The 15882-nt window shown below is 72.8% G+C and carries 16 protein-coding genes; 6 read left to right on the forward strand and 10 right to left on the reverse strand.

What is annotated here, in order from left to right; genetic code table 11:
* The first annotated feature begins 265 nt into the window (after nucleotides 1–265).
* A complete protein-coding gene (gene rapA, locus C7456_RS05055; RefSeq protein WP_109722673.1) occupies nucleotides 266–3103 on the forward strand; it encodes an RNA polymerase-associated protein RapA in 2838 nt (945 codons plus the stop codon).
* Nucleotides 3104–3508: 405 nt separating this feature from the next.
* Here the strand turns inward: rapA and fghA are convergent, their stop codons facing one another.
* From fghA to C7456_RS05070, 3 genes are all read right to left on the reverse strand, one after another.
* Entirely contained in the window at nucleotides 3509–4339 is an 831-nt protein-coding gene (gene fghA, locus C7456_RS05060) for an S-formylglutathione hydrolase (RefSeq protein WP_109722674.1), read from the reverse strand.
* Nucleotides 4340–4419: 80 nt separating this feature from the next.
* Nucleotides 4420–5529: an S-(hydroxymethyl)glutathione dehydrogenase/class III alcohol dehydrogenase gene (locus tag C7456_RS05065; protein ID WP_109722675.1), complete on the reverse strand. Its 1110-nt coding sequence runs from the start codon at nucleotides 5527–5529 to the stop codon at nucleotides 4420–4422.
* 44 nt (nucleotides 5530–5573) lie between these two features.
* Nucleotides 5574–5849, reverse strand: a complete 276-nt coding sequence (locus tag C7456_RS05070) for a metal-sensing transcriptional repressor (RefSeq protein WP_109722676.1) — start codon at nucleotides 5847–5849, stop codon at nucleotides 5574–5576.
* A 210-nt stretch (nucleotides 5850–6059) separates the two neighbouring features.
* Here C7456_RS05070 and C7456_RS17635 point away from each other — a divergent pair, with 210 nt between their 5' ends.
* A complete protein-coding gene (locus tag C7456_RS17635) occupies nucleotides 6060–6506 on the forward strand; it encodes a glycine zipper 2TM domain-containing protein (protein ID WP_109722677.1) in 447 nt (148 codons plus the stop codon).
* Between the two features lie 332 nt (nucleotides 6507–6838).
* Here C7456_RS17635 and C7456_RS05080 read toward each other — a convergent pair whose 3' ends face one another.
* The 7 genes from C7456_RS05080 to C7456_RS05110 form a co-directional block, all read right to left on the reverse strand.
* Nucleotides 6839–7093 (reverse strand): DUF2249 domain-containing protein, encoded by a 255-nt coding sequence (locus C7456_RS05080; protein WP_109722678.1) that lies wholly within the window; start codon nucleotides 7091–7093, stop codon nucleotides 6839–6841.
* Between the two features lie 80 nt (nucleotides 7094–7173).
* The gene (locus C7456_RS05085; protein WP_109722679.1) at nucleotides 7174–8532 is read right to left on the reverse strand and encodes an amino acid permease; all 1359 of its coding nucleotides are present in this window, start codon (nucleotides 8530–8532) and stop codon (nucleotides 7174–7176) included.
* Between the two features lie 28 nt (nucleotides 8533–8560).
* A complete protein-coding gene (locus C7456_RS05090; RefSeq protein WP_109722680.1) occupies nucleotides 8561–9175 on the reverse strand; it encodes a rhomboid family intramembrane serine protease in 615 nt (204 codons plus the stop codon).
* A gap of 238 nt (nucleotides 9176–9413) precedes the next feature.
* The gene (gene gloA / locus C7456_RS05095) at nucleotides 9414–9944 is read right to left on the reverse strand and encodes a lactoylglutathione lyase (protein ID WP_109722681.1); all 531 of its coding nucleotides are present in this window, start codon (nucleotides 9942–9944) and stop codon (nucleotides 9414–9416) included.
* A gap of 138 nt (nucleotides 9945–10082) precedes the next feature.
* Complete coding sequence (locus C7456_RS05100) at nucleotides 10083–10706, reverse strand: C40 family peptidase (protein ID WP_109722682.1); 624 nt, start codon at nucleotides 10704–10706, stop codon at nucleotides 10083–10085.
* A gap of 284 nt (nucleotides 10707–10990) precedes the next feature.
* Nucleotides 10991–11677: a YggS family pyridoxal phosphate-dependent enzyme gene (locus C7456_RS05105; protein WP_109722792.1), complete on the reverse strand. Its 687-nt coding sequence runs from the start codon at nucleotides 11675–11677 to the stop codon at nucleotides 10991–10993.
* A gap of 181 nt (nucleotides 11678–11858) precedes the next feature.
* Complete coding sequence (locus tag C7456_RS05110) at nucleotides 11859–13283, reverse strand: M20 family metallopeptidase (protein ID WP_109722683.1); 1425 nt, start codon at nucleotides 13281–13283, stop codon at nucleotides 11859–11861.
* A 216-nt stretch (nucleotides 13284–13499) separates the two neighbouring features.
* Here C7456_RS05110 and C7456_RS05115 point away from each other — a divergent pair, with 216 nt between their 5' ends.
* The 4 genes from C7456_RS05115 to C7456_RS05130 all read left to right on the forward strand — a co-directional run bounded on the left by C7456_RS05115 (nucleotide 13500) and on the right by C7456_RS05130 (nucleotide 15549).
* Nucleotides 13500–13856: a ComEA family DNA-binding protein gene (locus tag C7456_RS05115; protein ID WP_109722684.1), complete on the forward strand. Its 357-nt coding sequence runs from the start codon at nucleotides 13500–13502 to the stop codon at nucleotides 13854–13856.
* A gap of 113 nt (nucleotides 13857–13969) precedes the next feature.
* Nucleotides 13970–14440, forward strand: coding sequence for an SET domain-containing protein-lysine N-methyltransferase (locus C7456_RS05120; RefSeq protein ID WP_109722685.1), 471 nt, complete (start codon nucleotides 13970–13972; stop codon nucleotides 14438–14440).
* Between the two features lie 6 nt (nucleotides 14441–14446).
* Entirely contained in the window at nucleotides 14447–14986 is a 540-nt protein-coding gene (locus C7456_RS05125; protein WP_109722686.1) for a GNAT family N-acetyltransferase, read from the forward strand.
* Nucleotides 14983–15549 (forward strand): HutD/Ves family protein, encoded by a 567-nt coding sequence (locus tag C7456_RS05130; RefSeq protein WP_109722687.1) that lies wholly within the window; start codon nucleotides 14983–14985, stop codon nucleotides 15547–15549. Before C7456_RS05125 ends, C7456_RS05130 begins: the two co-directional genes overlap by 4 nt.
* Nucleotides 15550–15882: the final 333 nt, after the last annotated feature.

Genomic DNA, 15882 nt, shown 5'->3' on the forward strand with positions numbered 1-15882 from the left:
TCCATCGAAGCGCCCGCGCTCCTGCTCCATCGATGGCGCCGGAACGCCGTTCCCCCCCGGCGATGCGCGTCGCCCATCCGCGCTGCCGCCGTCCCCGGCCATGCCGGTGTCCACGCGACACTTTCGCCGCGCGGCCCCGGCGGCGGCGCCGGGCTCTCCCTCCTTCCCGGCGCGCCGCCCGACCGCGCGCAAGGCTAGGCATTCCGCGCATGCCCGGCGGATAATCGGCGCCCCGCGCAGTCCCGTGCAGCCACGAAAAGCCCCGATGTTCGTACCCGGTCAACGCTGGATCTCCACCGCCGAGCCCGAGCTCGGCCTCGGCACCGTGCTGCGCGTCGAAGGGCGGTCCGTGCAGGTGCTGTTCGCCAAGGCCGGCGTGCTGCGGCCCTACGCCGTCGATTCGGCGCCGCTGGTGCGCGCCGAGTTCCGCGCCGGCCAGCGCGTGGCGGGCAAGGGCATCGCCTTCCTGGTCGAGCGGGTGGAGACGCAGGACGGCCTGCTGGTCTACCGCGGCGAAGGCCGCGAGCTGCACGAGGGCCAGCTCGACGACGAGCAGAGCGTGAGCCAGGCCGACGACCGCCTGATCGGCGGCCGCACCGACCCGGTGGCGCAGTTCGAGCTGCGCGTGGAGGCGCTGCGCCGCCGCGCCGCGGCGCGCCGCTCGCCCACCTGGGGCCTGTCCGCCGCGCGCATCGGCCTGGTGCCGCACCAGCTGCGCGTGGCCGGCATCGCCGCCGCGCGCCGACCGCCGCGCGTGCTGCTGGCCGACGAGGTGGGCCTGGGCAAGACCATCGAGGCGGGCATGATCCTGGCCCGCCAGCTCGCCACCGGCCGCGCCGGGCGCGTGCTGGTGCTGCTGCCCGAGACGCTGGTGTACCAGTGGTTCGTCGAGCTGCTGCGCCGCTTCAACCTGAGCTTCTCGATCTACGACGAGGAGCGCTGCGAGGCGCTGGAACAGGCCGGCGACGCGCGCAACCCGTTCGAGGACGAGCAGCTGGTGATCGCCGACTTCGGCTTCCTCGAGGCCAGCCCGAAGCGCGCGCAGCAGCTGCTCGACGCGCGCTGGGACCTGCTGGTGGTGGACGAGGCGCACCACCTGGAATGGACGCCCGCGGCGGCCAGCCCGCGCTACGCGCTGGTCGAGCGGCTCGCCGCCGGCACGCCCGGGGTGATCCTGCTCACCGCCACGCCCGAGCAGCTCGGCCGCGCCGGCCACTTCGCCCGCCTGCGCCTGCTCGACCCGCAGCGCTACCACGACCTCGATGCCTACCTGGCCGAGGCCGAGCGATTCCAGGCGCTGTCGCCGGTCGCCGACCGCCTGCTCGCCGGCGAGCCGCTGGACGACGCCCAGCGCACGCTGCTGCAGCAGGCCTTCGCCGGCGACGCCGCGCTGCTGGCGCGGCTGGCGGACGCGGCCAAGCCGGAGAACGCGCGCGAGCTGCTCGCCGCGCTGATCGACCGCCACGGCACCGGCCGCGCGATGTTCCGCAACCGCCGCGCCGGCACCGGCGGCTTTCCCCGCCGCGTGCCGGTCTGGGAGGCGGTGGACCCCGCGCCGGACGAGGGCGCGCGGCAGGCGCTGCTGGCCGAGTTCCACGCCGACGTCCAGCAGCCGCCCCCGGCGCTGCAGCCGGACTACGCCGACGACCCGCGCCTGGCCGCGCTGGTCGCCCTGCTCGAACGCCACCCGCAGGACAAGTTCCTGCTGATCTGCCGCAGCCAGGCCAAGGTGCTGGCGCTGGAGGAGGCGCTGCGCACGCGCACCGGCGCCGGCATCGCGCGCTTCCACGAGGGCCTGGGCATCGTGCAGCGCGACCGCAACGCGGCCTGGTTCGCCCAGCCCGACGGCGCGCGCCTGCTGCTGTGCTCGGAGATCGGCTCGGAGGGCCGCAACTTCCAGTTCGCGCACCGGCTGGTGCTGTGGGACCTGCCGCCCGATCCCGACCTGCTGGAGCAGCGCATCGGCCGCCTCGACCGCATCGGCCAGGCGCACGACATCGCCATCCACATCCTCGCCGTGCCGGACAGCGCGCAGCACGTGCTGGCGCGCTGGTACGACGAGGGCGTGGACGCCTTCCGCGCCAGCCCCGCCGACGGCCGCGAGCTGCTGCGCCGCTTCGGCCCCACCCTGGCGAAGCTGGCGGAGGAACACGCGCGCGGCCCCGACGGCCGCGACCAGGAGCTGGACGTGCTGCTGGCCGAGACGCGCGCCGCGCACGAGGAGATGGCCGCGCTGATCCGCGAGGGCCGCGACCACCTGCTGGAGCTGGCCGCCAGCCGCGACCCGCACGCCGACGCGCTGGGCGACGCCTTCCGCCGCGAGGACGACGACCCCGCGCGCGACGCCTTCGTGCAGCGCCTGCTGGAAGCCTTCGGCATCCACGCCGAGGAGCTGGGCGGCAGGGTGCTGCTGCTCGACCCGCAATACCTGTCCACCGACGCCCTGCCCGGCTTCGCCGACGGCCCGCAGGCGGTCACCTTCGACCGCGCGGTGGCGCTGGCGCGCGAGGAACTGCCGCTGCTGCGGCTGGACCACCCGACCGTGCTGGGCGCGCTGGACCTCGCCCTCTCCGGCGAGCAGGGCAACGCCGCCTTCATGGTGGACGACGCTCTGCCGCCGCGCAGCGCGCTGCTGCAGGCGGTGTTCCTGCTCGAATGCGTGGTCGACCGCACGCTGGACGCCGAGCGCTTCCTGCCCACCCAGCCGGTGCAGGTGACCATCGACACCAAGCTGACCGAGCGGCCGGACTTCCAGCCCAGCGACGTCGCGCTGCGCAAGGCCGCCGACCGCACGCTCGAAGTGCCGCGCTACCGCAAGTTCCTGGCCAAGCTGGTGCCGCCGATGCTGGAGAAGGCCGAGGCCGCCGCGGCGCTGCGCGCGCAGTCGGCCATCGCCGCGGCGCTGGCCGAGGCCACCGAGGCGCTGGATGCGGAACTCGCGCGCCTGCGTGCGCTGCGCGCGGTGAACCCGTCGATCAGCGAGGCCGAGATCGCCGCGGTCGCCGGCGAGCGCGAGGCGCTGCTCGCCGCGCTGCCGCAGTCGCGGCTGCGGCTGGACGCGGTGCGCTTCGTGGTCAGCGCGGACTTCCTGGCGCTGCGCTGACGTGACGTTGCGCTGAGCCGCCTGCCCTGCTCCCCTCACCTCCGGGGCGAGGGCCGGGGAGAGGGACGGGGCGAGGGGCCACCCTTGCGACACGCCCGCCACCAAGGCGGCTGCGAACGAAGCGCGACCGCAAGCCCCGCCCCTCACCTCGATCCTCTCCCCGAAGGGGAGAGGATGCATCGCAAATCAGATGGCGCGACAAGCACAGTGCCACTTTGCTCCCTCTCCCCTCCGGGGAGAGGGACGGGGCGAGGGGCCACCCTTGCGACATGCCCGCCACCAAGGCGGCTGCGAACGAAGCGCGACCGCATGCCCCGTCCCCTCACCTCGATCCTCTCCCCGAAGGGGAGAGGATGCATGGCAAACCGGGCGGTACGGCAGGTGCGGCGGCGATCGCCCAGCGCCTCAAGCCCTCAACGCCCGCGCATGCCAGGCGACGTGCTCGCCGATGAAGCTGGCGACGAAGTAGTAGCTGTGGTCGTACCCCGGCCGCAGGCGCAGCTCCAATGGATGCCCCGCCCGCGCGCACGCCTCGCGCAGCAGCTCGGGCCTGAGCTGCGTGGCGAGGAACTCGTCCGACTCGCCCTGCTCCACCAGCAGCGGCAACCGTTCCCGCGCCGAGGCCACCAGCGCCGTCGCGTCGTAGGCCTCCCACGCCGCGCGGTCCTCGCCGAGGTAGGCGGCGAAGGCCTTCTCGCCCCACGGCACCCGCGAGGGCGCCACGATCGGCGCGAACGCCGACACGCTGCGGTAGCGGCCGGGATTCCTCAATGCGACCACCAGCGCGCCATGCCCGCCCATCGAATGCCCGCTGATCGCACGCGCCGCGGTGGCCGGGAAGTTCGCCTCGACCAGCGCCGGCAGTTCCTCCGCCACGTAGTCGTACATGCGGTAGTGCGCCGCCCACGGCGCCCGCGTGGCGTTGACGTAGAAGCCCGCGCCCTGGCCCAGGTCGTAGGCCGGGTCGTCGGCCACGCCCTCGCCGCGCGGGCTGGTGTCCGGCACCACCACGATCACGCCGTGCTCGGCCGCGTAGCGCTGCGCGCCGGCCTTGGCGATGAAGTTCTGCTCGGTGCAGGTGAGCCCGGACAGCCAGTACAGCACCGGCAGCCGCTCCCGCTCCGCCTGCGGCGGCAGGTAGACGGCCAGGTCCATCGCGCAGCCCAGCGCCTCCGACTCGTGCCGGTACACGTCCTGCCAGCCGCCGAAGCAGGCGCGGTGTTCGATGCGGTTCATGGGGATTTAGGGAATGGGGAATAGTCAAAAAGCGAGGAACGGGAGCGATCCGGGGAATCGGCAAGCCTTCCGCCCCCGGTTCAGTAGTGGATCACCGAGCGGATCGACTCGCCCTCGTGCATCAGCTCGAAGGCGCGGTTGATCTCGTCCAGGCCCATGGTGTGGGTGACGAAGGGCGCGAGCTGGATCTCGCCCCGCATCGCCTCCTCGACCATGCCCGGCAGCTGGCTGCGGCCCTTCACGCCGCCGAACGCGGTGCCCATCCACTTGCGGCCGGTGACGAGCTGGAACGGCCGGGTGCGGATCTCCTGCCCCGCGCCGGCCACGCCGATGATCACCGACTGGCCCCAGCCGCGGTGCGCGCACTCCAGCGCCGCGCGCATCACCTCGACGTTGCCGATGCACTCGAAGGAATGGTCCACGCCCCAGCCGGTCATCTCCACGATCACCTGCTGGATCGGCTTGTCGTGGTCCTCAGGGTTGACGAAGTCGGTGGCGCCCATCGCCCTCGCCTTCTCGAACTTGTCCGGGTTGGTGTCGATGGCGATGATGCGGCCGGCCTTGGCCCGGCGCGCGCCCTGGATCACCGCCAGGCCGATGCCGCCCAAGCCGAACACCGCCACGCTGTCGCCCTCCTGCACCCTGGCGGCGTTCTTCACCGCGCCGAGGCCGGTGGTGACGCCGCAGCCGAGCAGGCAGACCTGCTCGTGGTTCGCCCGCGGGTCGATCTTCGCCAGCGACACCTCGGCGACCACGGTGTACTCGCTGAAGGTGGAGCAGCCCATGTAGTGGTAGACCGGCGCGCCGTCGTAGGTGAAGCGCGTGGTGCCGTCCGGCATCACGCCCTTGCCCTGGGTGGCGCGCACCGCCACGCACAGGTTGGTCTTGCCGGACTTGCAGAACAGGCACTCGCCGCACTCGGCGGTGTACAGCGGGATCACGTGGTCGCCCGGCTCCACCGAGGTCACGCCCTCGCCCACCTCGACCACCACGCCCGCGCCCTCGTGGCCGAGCACGCAGGGAAACAGCCCCTCCGGGTCGTCGCCGGACAGGGTGAAGGCGTCGGTGTGGCAGACGCCGGTATGGGTGATCCTCACCAGCACCTCGCCCTTCCTCGGCGGGGCGACGTCGATCTCGACGATCTCGAGCGGCTGGCCGGGAGCGAAGGCGACGGCGGCACGGGACTTCATGGCGGTTCTCCTGCGGGGACGGACGGGAAAGGACGGCGGCGCGGCTACCTGAGGTAGGAGCGCAGCAGGGCGACGGTCTGCTCCAGCGCCGCGGCGGCCGCCTTCGGCGCGGCGGACCGCGGCGCGAAGCTGGCGCGCAGGTGGCTCTCCAGCACCTCGCCCATCAGCCCGTTCACCGCGCCGCGGATCGCGGCGATCTGCTGCAGCACGGCGGCGCAGTCGGCCTCCCGCTCCAGCGCCTGGGCCAGCGCGTCGAGCTGGCCGCCGATGCGGCGCACGCGCACCAGCGCGCGTTGCTTTTCCTGGGGGGAATAAGGCATTCGACGAGGCCCTCTACATACTAGGGGGGAGTATAGGACGCGATGCGGTGCCTGGCCAGCCGCGCGGCCCGGACAGGCGCAGGACCGGCATGAGCGCGCCTTTCGATCCGCGCCGGCACGATCATGCGCGACGGTCCGTCGGCCGGGCGTTGACGCCGCGTTCCGGAAGGGCCGCGTATCGTGCGGTTCCACCCGCGAACGGAGTCAGCCATGAAAGCCTTGATCCTCCCCCTCGCCGTCGCGCTGGCCGCGGCGCCGGCCGTCCAGGCGCAGACCCCGTCGGGCGTGCTGATGCGTCCGGACGGCATCTACCTGCGCTGCGACCAGTGCGGCACCGTGCAGAGCATCGAGCACAACGTCACCCAGGGCCGCGAGCACGGCACCGCCGGCGCGATCATCGGCGCGGTGGCCGGCGGCGTGCTCGGCAACCAGGTCGGCAAGGGCAAGGGCCGCAAGCTGGCGACCGTCGGCGGCGCGGTCGGCGGCGGCCTGGCCGGCCACGCCATCGGCACCGGCGGCGGCTCGGACAGCTGGACCGTGCGCGTGAAGCTGGGCAACGGCAGCTACACCAACGTGGCGGTGCCCGACGCCAGCAGCCTGCGCAACGGCGACCTGGTGCAGGTCGACCCCAACGGCAGCATCACGCGCATCCAGTAGCGCCGCCTGGAGGTCTTCGGGAACCTCCGCCAGGCCCACGGCAAACGGCGCGCTGCCAAGGAAGCCCGCAAGGCCGAATGCCGGCGGGCAGGCGAACACTGGCTTCGTCCGGCCTCGGGCGCAGGCATGCGCACGCCGACGCTGCCGCGCCCGGACGGCCGCCGGCAGGGACACGGCGACGGCGCGGCGCGCCCGTGCGAGAACGTGCCCACCGTCAGGCGAAAAAGGCCGGATGCCGACGCGGCACACGCTGCGCCCGGCGTCATCCCGCGATCCGGCCAGCCGTCCGCGGACGCGCGCCAGCGACGCCGCGACGCCGCCCGGCAGCCTCCTCAGACCACCTTGAAGTCGATCACCACGCCGTCCTCGTCGCGCTGCACGTAGTGGACGGTGAACGCCTCGCCGTAGCGCTGGCGCATCTGCTCGACCAGCGGCAGCGGGTCGTGGTCGTTGACGAAGCGCATCGTCTCGCCCGGCTGCAGCACGCCGAAGGCGCCGAAGATCGCCGAATGGCGGAAGCGCCGCGCGATGCCGCGCGCGTCGAACACGTGGACGGAGTTCTGGCTGGGCGCCGGGGGAAAGTGCATGGAACGGGCCTCGGGTTGGCGGGACCGGCCGAGCATGCGCCGCGCGGCCGCCCGCCGCCCTGACCTGGATCAGCCCCGCCTCAGCGGACCGGCGCCGCGGCCAGCGCCCGGTGCCGGCCGCTCAGGAAGTAGGCCACGGTCAGCAGCGCCAGCCAGCCCACGCCCACGTAGATCGCCACGCGGGTGTCCGGGCTGTAGCCCAGCATCACCCACACGAAGGCCAGGAACGCCAGGCACGCCACGCTGCTCAGCGGCCAGCCGCGCAGGTGGAAGGCCGGCACCTGCGCCTGCCGCCGGCGGAAGCGCCAGTGCGCCACCAGCACCATGCCCCAGGTCCACACCGTGTTGAAGGCCAGGATCGACATCATCATGCCGAACACGCGCTGCGGCACCAGGTAGTTCAGCGCGACGCCGAACAGCAGGAACACCAGCGTCACCAGCACGCCGCGCACCGGCACGCCGTGCGCGCTCAGCCGGCGCAGCGCGGCCGGCGCCTGCTGCTTCACCGCCAGGCTGTACAGCATGCGGCTGCCGCTGAAGGTGGTGGAGTTGAAGCTGGACAGCGCCGCGGTGATCACCACGAAGTTGATCAGCCCCGCCGCCCGCGGGATGCCCAGCCGCGCGAAGGTGGTGACGAACGGGCTGCCCTGCGTGCCCAGCTCGTTCCACGGGTAGATCGCCATGATCACGAACAGCGCGCCGATGTAGAAGATCAGGATGCGCCAGATCACCGAGTTCACCGCGCGCGGGATGGTGCGCTCCGGCTCGGCCGCCTCCGCCGCCGCCATGCCGATGGTCTCGATGCCGCCGAAGGAGAACACCAGCACCGGCAGCGCCAGCACCGTGCCGGCGAGGCCGTTGGGGAACCAGCCGCCGTGCGCCCACAGGTTGGACAGGCCCATCGGCCTGCCGCCGTTGCCCCAGCCCAGCCAGATGATCGCCGCGCCGCCGGCGATCATCAGCACCACGGTCAGCACCTTGACCAGCGCGAACCAGAACTCCAGCTCGCCGTACACCTTCACCGCCATCAGGTTGAGGCCGCCGATCATCGCCACGCTGGCCAGGGCCCAGATCCACTGCGGCACGCCGGGGAACCACTGCCCCATGTAGATGCCCACCGCGGTGCTCTCGGCGATGCCCACGCCCATCATCAGCACCCAGTAGTTCCAGCCGGTGAGGTAGCCGGCGAACGGCCCCAGGTAGCGGTGCGCGTAGGTGCTGAAGGAGCCGGCCACCGGGTCGTGCACCGCCAGCTCGCCCAGCGCGCGCATGATGATGAAGATCATCAGGCCGCCGAAGGCGTAGGCGAACAGCACCGAGGGCCCCGCCAGCCGGATCGTGCTGGCCGAGCCCAGGAACAGGCCCGCGCCGATCGCCATGCCCAGCGCCATGAAGGTGATGTGGCGCGGCGTGAGCCGGCGCTGCAGGTGTTGCGTCATGAGTCCCCGCCCTCGAAGGAAAGAACGCTCAGCGTAGCAGGCGGCGGCGCGGTTTGACCGGCAGCCGGCCGCGCCAGTACTGGATCAGCACCCAGCCGCCGAGCATGCCGCCCAGGTGCGCGAAGTGCGCCACGCCCGGCATCAGCCCGGTGACGCCCGAGAACAGCTCCACCGCGGCGTAGCCGGCCACGAACAGCCAGGCCGGCATCGGGATCGGCAGGAAGATCAGCATCAGCTTCTCGTGCGGGAACAGCATGCCGAACGCCAGCAGCAGCCCGAAGATCGCGCCGGAGGCGCCCACCGTGGGGGTCAGCGCGTCGTGCAGGAAATACTTGAGCACCAGCAGCTGCAGCACCGAGGCCACCGCCAGGCACACGAAGTAGTAGACGGTGAAGTGCCGGCTGCCGAACGCCGTCTCGATCGCGCCGCCGAACATGTACAGCGCGAACATGTTGAACAGCAGGTGCTCCCAGTTGGCGTGCATGAAGGCGTTGGTGACGATCTGCCAGACGCCGAAGTAGCCGCTGTCCAGCGGCCACAGCGCGCAGCGGTCGAGCAGGCCCGGCAGCAGCCACTGCAGCAGGAACACGGCGACGTTGGCGATCAGCAGGTTGCGGGTGACGGGCGGCAGGCGGGTCGGCATGGTCGGTGCTCTTGGCGGGTTCGGGGCGGTACGTTCGCGTCGCCGCTCGCGCGGCTGCCGGCCGTCATGCCGGCGCGGGCCGGAAGCCGGTCCGGTCCTTCGCGCGAAGCGCGCAAAACCCGTTCCGGGCGCTTCGCTGGGTTCCCGCCCGGATCGGGTCCGGGGCGGCCCCTGTGCCGGGATGGCGGGCAAGGAAGACGCGGCCGAGGATAACCGCCCGCGGCGCGGCCGGCCGGCATCAGCCGGCGAACGGCGCGGGCTGCAGGATCTCGATCCAGTAGCCGTCCGGGTCCTTGATGAAGGCGATGTGCTTCATGCGGCCGTCCGCCAGCCGCTTCTGGAACGGCACGCCCAGCCGCTCGAAGCGCTCGCAGGCGGCCTTCACGTCGGGCACCGACACGCACAGGTGGCCGAAGCCGCGCGGCTCGGCGTTGCCGTCGTGGTAGCGGAAGTCCGGCTGGTCCTCGGTGCCGTGGTTGTGGGTCAGCTCCAGCACGCCTGGCTGGCCGAGCACCCAGCGCAGGCGCTCCGCGTCGTCGTCGGGAATGCCCGCGCGGTCCGCGCGCAGCACCAGGTAGACGATGCTGAAGGCGGCCTCCGGGAAATCCTGCTTGTGCACCGGCACGAAGCCGAGCACCCGCGTGTAGAAATCCAGCGAGCGGGCCAGGTCCTTGACCCGGATCATGGTGTGGTTGAACACGTAGCCGCGGGTGGCTGCCTCCGGCGCGGCATCGACGCCGGGCAGATCGAGCAGGTGCTGCAGGGACATGCGGGCTCCTCGGGGACGGATGGGCTCCAGATGGGGACCGCCGCCCCGCCAGGCAAGCGGCGCGGGCATTTCCGGGGCCCCAAACGGCGGGAGCCACCGCGAAGGTGGCTCCCGGAAGGACGGCGCGGCGACGGGACTTTAGCCGTTGCGGGCGATGCCCTCGGGCCGGCGCGCGCCGGCGAAGTGCTTGGCCCAGTACGCCTCGTCGAGGCTGGACACCTCCACGCTCTTGCCGCGCGAGGGCGAGTGGATGAAGCGGCCGTTGTCCAGGTAGATGCCCACGTGCGAGATGCCGCGGCGGCCGGTGCGGAAGAACACCAGGTCGCCCGGCTGCATCTCGTCGCGGCGGATCTTCAGCCCGGCCAGGAACTGCGCGGCGGAGTTCGCCGGCAGCTCCAGCCCGATCGCGTGGGCGAACACGTAGCGCACGAAGCCGCTGCAGTCGAAGCCGGTGGACGGGTCGCGGCCGCCGCGCACGTAGCGGATGTCGCGCAGCTGCATCGCCAGCGACACCAGCGCCTGGCGCAGCTCGCTGCCCGCGCCCACGACCTGGTCGAGGTGGAGCAGGCGGTCGATGTCGGTCGGCAGGGTGGACTGCGCGAGCGCCTGCGCCGGGTTCAGCACCGGCATCTGGCCGAGCAGCGGCTGGGGGGCGGCGACGGAAGGCGCGGGGATCGCGGTGTCGGGGCTGGCCTGGGCCGGGGCGGCGAGCAGCAGGGCTACGAGCAGCGCGGCGGCGGCGGTCAGTCGCTGGATCGGCATGCGGGACAATCCCCTGGGCGGTTCAACGGATCGGCCATCCGCCGGGCGGATGACGTGACGAAGCCGTGAACTTAGCAAAGCGACATAGGCCGTTTGTTCGATCCCGGTTAACTGAACCCCGCCGTTCCGTTATCCGGAACGGCCCTCCGGATCATCGCAACCCATTGATCCAAAAGACAAGAGATGGACGGACGTCCGCCTGGCCCCGTCTCCATGCGGCCTTGACGTCCGGATCTGGGACCTGCGTCGCGGTATGGATCGGCCCGATGGCCGCCGGGAACGACTCAGCGCCGGCCGAACAGGGCGGTGCCGATGCGCACCTCGGTGGCGCCCTCGGCGATCGCCAGCGGGAAGTCGCCGCTCATCCCCATCGACAGCCGCGGCAGCGCGTGGCCGCGTGCCCGCATGGCGTCGCGCAGCTCGCGCAGGCGGCGGAAGCAGGCGCGCACCGCGGCCGGGTCGTCGCTCTGCACCGCCATCGTCATCAGGCCCCGCACGCGCAGGCGCGGGAAGTCGCGCAGCCGCTCCAGGAAGCCCTCCAGCGCCGCGGGCGGCAGGCCGTGCTTGCTCTCCTCGGGCGAGGTCTTCACCTGCACCAGCACGTCCAGCTCGCGGCCCTCGATCTCCAGCCGATGCTGCAGCGCCTCGGCCAGCTCCGGGCGGTCCAGCGACTGCACCTCGCTGGCCAGCCGCGCCACGTCCTTCGCCTTGTTGGTCTGCAGGTGGCCGATCACCACCCAGGCGATGCCGCAGTCGGCCAGCGGGCCGGCCTTGTCGCGGATCTCCTGCACCCTGTTCTCGCCGAAGCGGTGCAGGCCCAGCGCCACCGCGGCGCGGATCGCCTCCGGCCCGAAGGTCTTGCTGACCGGCAGCAGCGCCACCTCGGCCGGGTCGCGCCCGGCCTCGCGGCAGGCCTGCGCGATGCGGCGGCGGATGTCGGCCAGGTTGGCGGAGAGGTGGGACGGGTCCATGGACATGCGCATCTTCGAGGCTTCGCTCCTTCCCCCCTGCGGGGAGAAGGCCGGGATGAGGGGGCAGGGCCTGCGGAAGCGGGCGGGTGGCACGCCATGGCCCTTGCCAAGGTTCCCGCGAGGTTGGCCCCTCTCACCCCGGCCCTCTCCCCGCCGGGGAGAGGGAGAAGAGCAGCGCGCTTCAGCCCTTGGCGCCCTGCGCGTAGTGCCTCGCCACCACCTCGGCCACCACCATGCTCACCTTCTTGCCGGTGGGGATGTGCAGGAACTCGTTGGGGCCGTGCGCGTTGGAGTGCGGGCCGAGCACGCCGGTGATCAGGAACTGCGCCTGCGGGAACTTCTCGCCCAGCATGCCCATGAACGGGATCGAGCCGCCCTCGCCCATGTAGGCCGCCGGCGCGCCGAAGTAGTTGCGCGAGGCCTCCGCCACCGCCTGCTCCAGCCAGGGCTGCAGCTGCGGCGCGTTCCAGCCGCTGCCGTCCTTCTCCAGCTTGAACGTCACCCTGGCGCCGTAGGGCGGGTCCTGCTCCAGCAACCGCTTGAGGAACTGGCCGGCCTTGGCGCCGCTGAGCGTGGGCGGCACGCGCAGGCTCAGCTTCACCGCGGTCTTCGGGCGCAGCACGTTGCCGGCGCTCTCCAGCGGCGGCAGGCCGTCGGCGCCGGTCACCGCCAGCTGCGGGCGCCAGGTGCGGTTGAGCACCAGCTCCACCAGGTCGTCGCTGACCGGCTTCATGCCCTCGACGAAGGGGAACTTGTCGTAGATCGCGCTGCCCAGCACATCGGCCGCGCGGCGCGCCTGCTCGACGCGCTGCGGCGGGATCTCCACGTACAGCTCCTGCGGCTTGATCCGGCCGGTGCGCTCGTCCTCCAGCCGGCCCAGCAGCTCGCGCAGGATGCGGAAGCTGGACGGCACCACGCCGGAGGCGTCGCCCGAGTGCACGCCCTCCTCCAGCACCTGCACGGTCAGCTCGCCGCCGGTCATGCCGCGCAGCGAGGTGGTCAGCCACAGCTGGTCGTAGTTGCCGCAGCCGGAGTCCAGGCACACCACCAGCGAGGGATTGCCGATGCGCGGCGCCAGGTGGTCGACGTAGTGCGGCAGGTCGTAGCTGCCGGATTCCTCGCAGGCCTCGATCAGGATCACGCAGCGCGCGTGCGGCACGCCCTGCTCGCGCAGCGCCAGCAGCGCGGCCAGCGAGCCGAAGATGGCGTAGCCGTCGTCGGCGCCGCCGCGGCCGTACAGCTTGTCGCCCTTGAGCACCGGCGTCCACGGGCCCAGGCCGTCGGCCCAGCCGGTCATCTCCGGCTGCTTGTCCAGGTGGCCGTACAGCACCACGGCGTCGTCGCCCTCGCCCGGCACCTCGATGTAGATCAGCGGCGTGCGCCCTTCCAGCCGCACCACCTCCAGCGTGGCGCCGGGCAGCGCGGCGAGCTTGGACTGCGCCCAGCCGGACAGCAGCGCCACCGCGTCGTCCATGTAGCCGTGCGCCACCCAGTCCTTGTCGAACATCGGCGACTTGTTGGGAATGCGGATGTATTCCACCAGCTTCGGCACGATCTCCTCGTCCCACAGGCCGCTCACGAAACGGGTCAGGCGGGCGGTGTCCATGGGCGGCTCCTCGTGGTCTGGCGAAAAGCCGATTGTAGCAGCGGCCCACCGGGCGGCCGCCGACAGCGGCGTCGGCGCCGACCGACGCCAGCCGGCGCCGTCGCGGCGGGTCACGCCAGGCCGGACGCCGACGGCAACCGCGCGGGCGCGCAGGCAGAGTGCGCGGGCGGCTCCGGCCGCGCATCCACCTTCCCACCGACATTCAAGGAGGAATCCATGTTCGCCAGAATCCTCGCCGCGACCGCGCTCGCCTGCGCGCTCGCCCTGCCCGCCTTCGCCGCCACCCCGGTGAACGTCAACAAGGCCGACGCGGCCGCCATCGCCGACGCGCTGGACGGCGTCGGCCTGGCCAAGGCGCAGGCGATCGTCGCCTACCGCGAGGCGCACGGACCGTTCAAGAGCGTCGACGAGCTCGGCCAGGTCAAGGGCATCGGCCAGGCCACGCTGGAGCGCAACCGCGACGCCATCCTGCTCGCCGACGCCGGCGGCAGGCCGGCGGCGGACGCTCCCGCCAAGGGCGCTCACAAGAGCGGCAAGAAGAAGGGCCAGGCCGCCGCCGACGCCAAGCCCTGAGCCCGCCCGCGGACCGGCTGCCGGCGCCGTGGCCGGCGGCCGGCCGCTCCCTGGGCGGGCGCGGGGAGCGGCCGCGCGCTACACTCGCGCGTCCCGCAGCCGCCCGACCTTCCATGATCCTGCCGCGTTACCGCATTGCCGCGTCCACCATCGGCGGCGCCGGCAAGGGCCTGTTCCTCGACGAGCCGGTGCGCGCCGGCGCCGTGGTGACCGCGCCCGACGCGATCGACCGCACCTACCGGCTGGAGGAGCTCCTCGCCCGCCCGGACCTGCTCTACGCCAGCGCGCGCTGGTTCGAGGACCGCTACACGCTCTCGCCGGACTGGCCGGACGAGTGCTACATCAACCACAGCTTCGAACCGACCGGGCTGTGGCACCTGGGCTTCGTGTTCGCGCGGCGCGACCTGCCCGCCGGCACCGAGCTGACCGTGGACTACCGCCACCTGCTGCCGCCCGGCCAGGCCGAGGACTTTATCGACGCCGCCAGCGGTGGGAAAATCGTCGGCTTCGGCTGGGCGGAGAGCCTGGCCTCAAGCGTGCGCGAACTGGGCCGATTGCTGGACGACGGCCCGCGAAACACCTGAAACGCAATGCCCGACACCTTCACCCTCGAAACGGCGCGCCTGCGCCTGGTTCCCCTGGCCGAGCGCCACTTCGACGACTACGCCGCCATGCTCGCCGACCCGGAGAGCACGCGCTGGATCGGCGACGGCGAGCCGCTGGACCGCACCGGCGCCTGGCGCTCGCTGGCCATGCTGCTGGGCCACTGGCAGCTGCGCGGCTATGGCATGTGGGCGCTGGAGCTGAAGAACGGCGGCACCTTCATCGGCCGCGCCGGCCTGATGCGCCCGGAGGGCTGGCCCGACCTGGAACTGGGCTGGATGCTGCGGCCCGGGTACCGCCACCACGGCTACGCCACCGAGGCCGGCCAGGCCGTGCTCGACTTCGCCTGGCGCCGCCTGCACGCCAGGCGCGTGATCAGCCTGGTGCGGATCGGCAACGAGGCCTCCGACCGCGTGGCCGAGCGGCTCGGCGGCGAGCACATCGAGGACATGGACTTCCTCGGCAGCCACAACCACGTGTTCGCCTACTACCCGCCCCAGCGCGAGCAACGCCGCGCCACGGCATGAGCGTGCTGCACCCGCTGCCGGACCAGGCGCGGCGCGAGCAGCCGTGGCCGAACGGCGCGGGCTCCACCGTCGAGCTGGCCTGCGGCCCCGCGCCTGCGGACTGGCGATGGCGGCTCAGCATCGCGCGGATCGAGCGCGACGCGCCGTTCTCGGTCCTGCCCGGCGTGCGCCGGCAGCTCGCCCCGCTGGACGCCCCGCTGGCGTTGCGCTTTCCCGACGGCCGCGAGCAGGTCCTGCTGCGCCTGGCCGTGGCGCGCTTCGACGGCGCCGATGCGCCGCAGGCGCGGCTGCCCGAGGGGCCGACGCGCGCCTTCAACCTGATGCTGCGCGGGACGGCGCAGGGCGAGCTGATCGCCCGCCCGCTGAACGGCGCGATGCTGCTGCCGGCCGAGCCCGGCCGGCGCTGGTTCGCGCACCTGCTGGCCGGACGCGCCGCGGTGGAGGCCGGCGCCGAGCGCGCGGCGCTGGCGCCGGGCGACAGCCTGTGGATCGAGGCGCCGCCCGGCGGGCGCGTGCGTCTGGAAGGCGGCGGCGAGCTGGTGCTGGCGAAGCTGGAGGCCTGAACCGCGCGTTGCCCTCGATCGGGGCCGGCGGCAAGCCGATGGCGAGGCGAACCCGGTTCGCAACGGCGTTCCTGTCCGCCATTCCCGCTGGTGCAGCCTGCCGGTCGGTCGCCATGGCGCATCGCCATGATCTCCGCGCGACGGACTTTGAACGGGCGTTGCTGCCCAAGACAACCGGACGACCCGGCACGGGCCTGGCATCGAGGCTGCTGGCGGCTTCGCGTCGGGCTGATCGCAGCCGGGGGCCGCTCCCACAGGAGCCTCGCCAGCCTTGCGGAAGCGGCCTCCGGCCGCGATGACCGGACCCTCGCCGCGCCCGCCGCGCCGGCGCGG

This window comes from Fulvimonas soli (assembly GCF_003148905.1).
In the GTDB taxonomy this organism is placed as follows: Bacteria; Pseudomonadota; Gammaproteobacteria; order Xanthomonadales; family Rhodanobacteraceae; genus Fulvimonas; species Fulvimonas soli.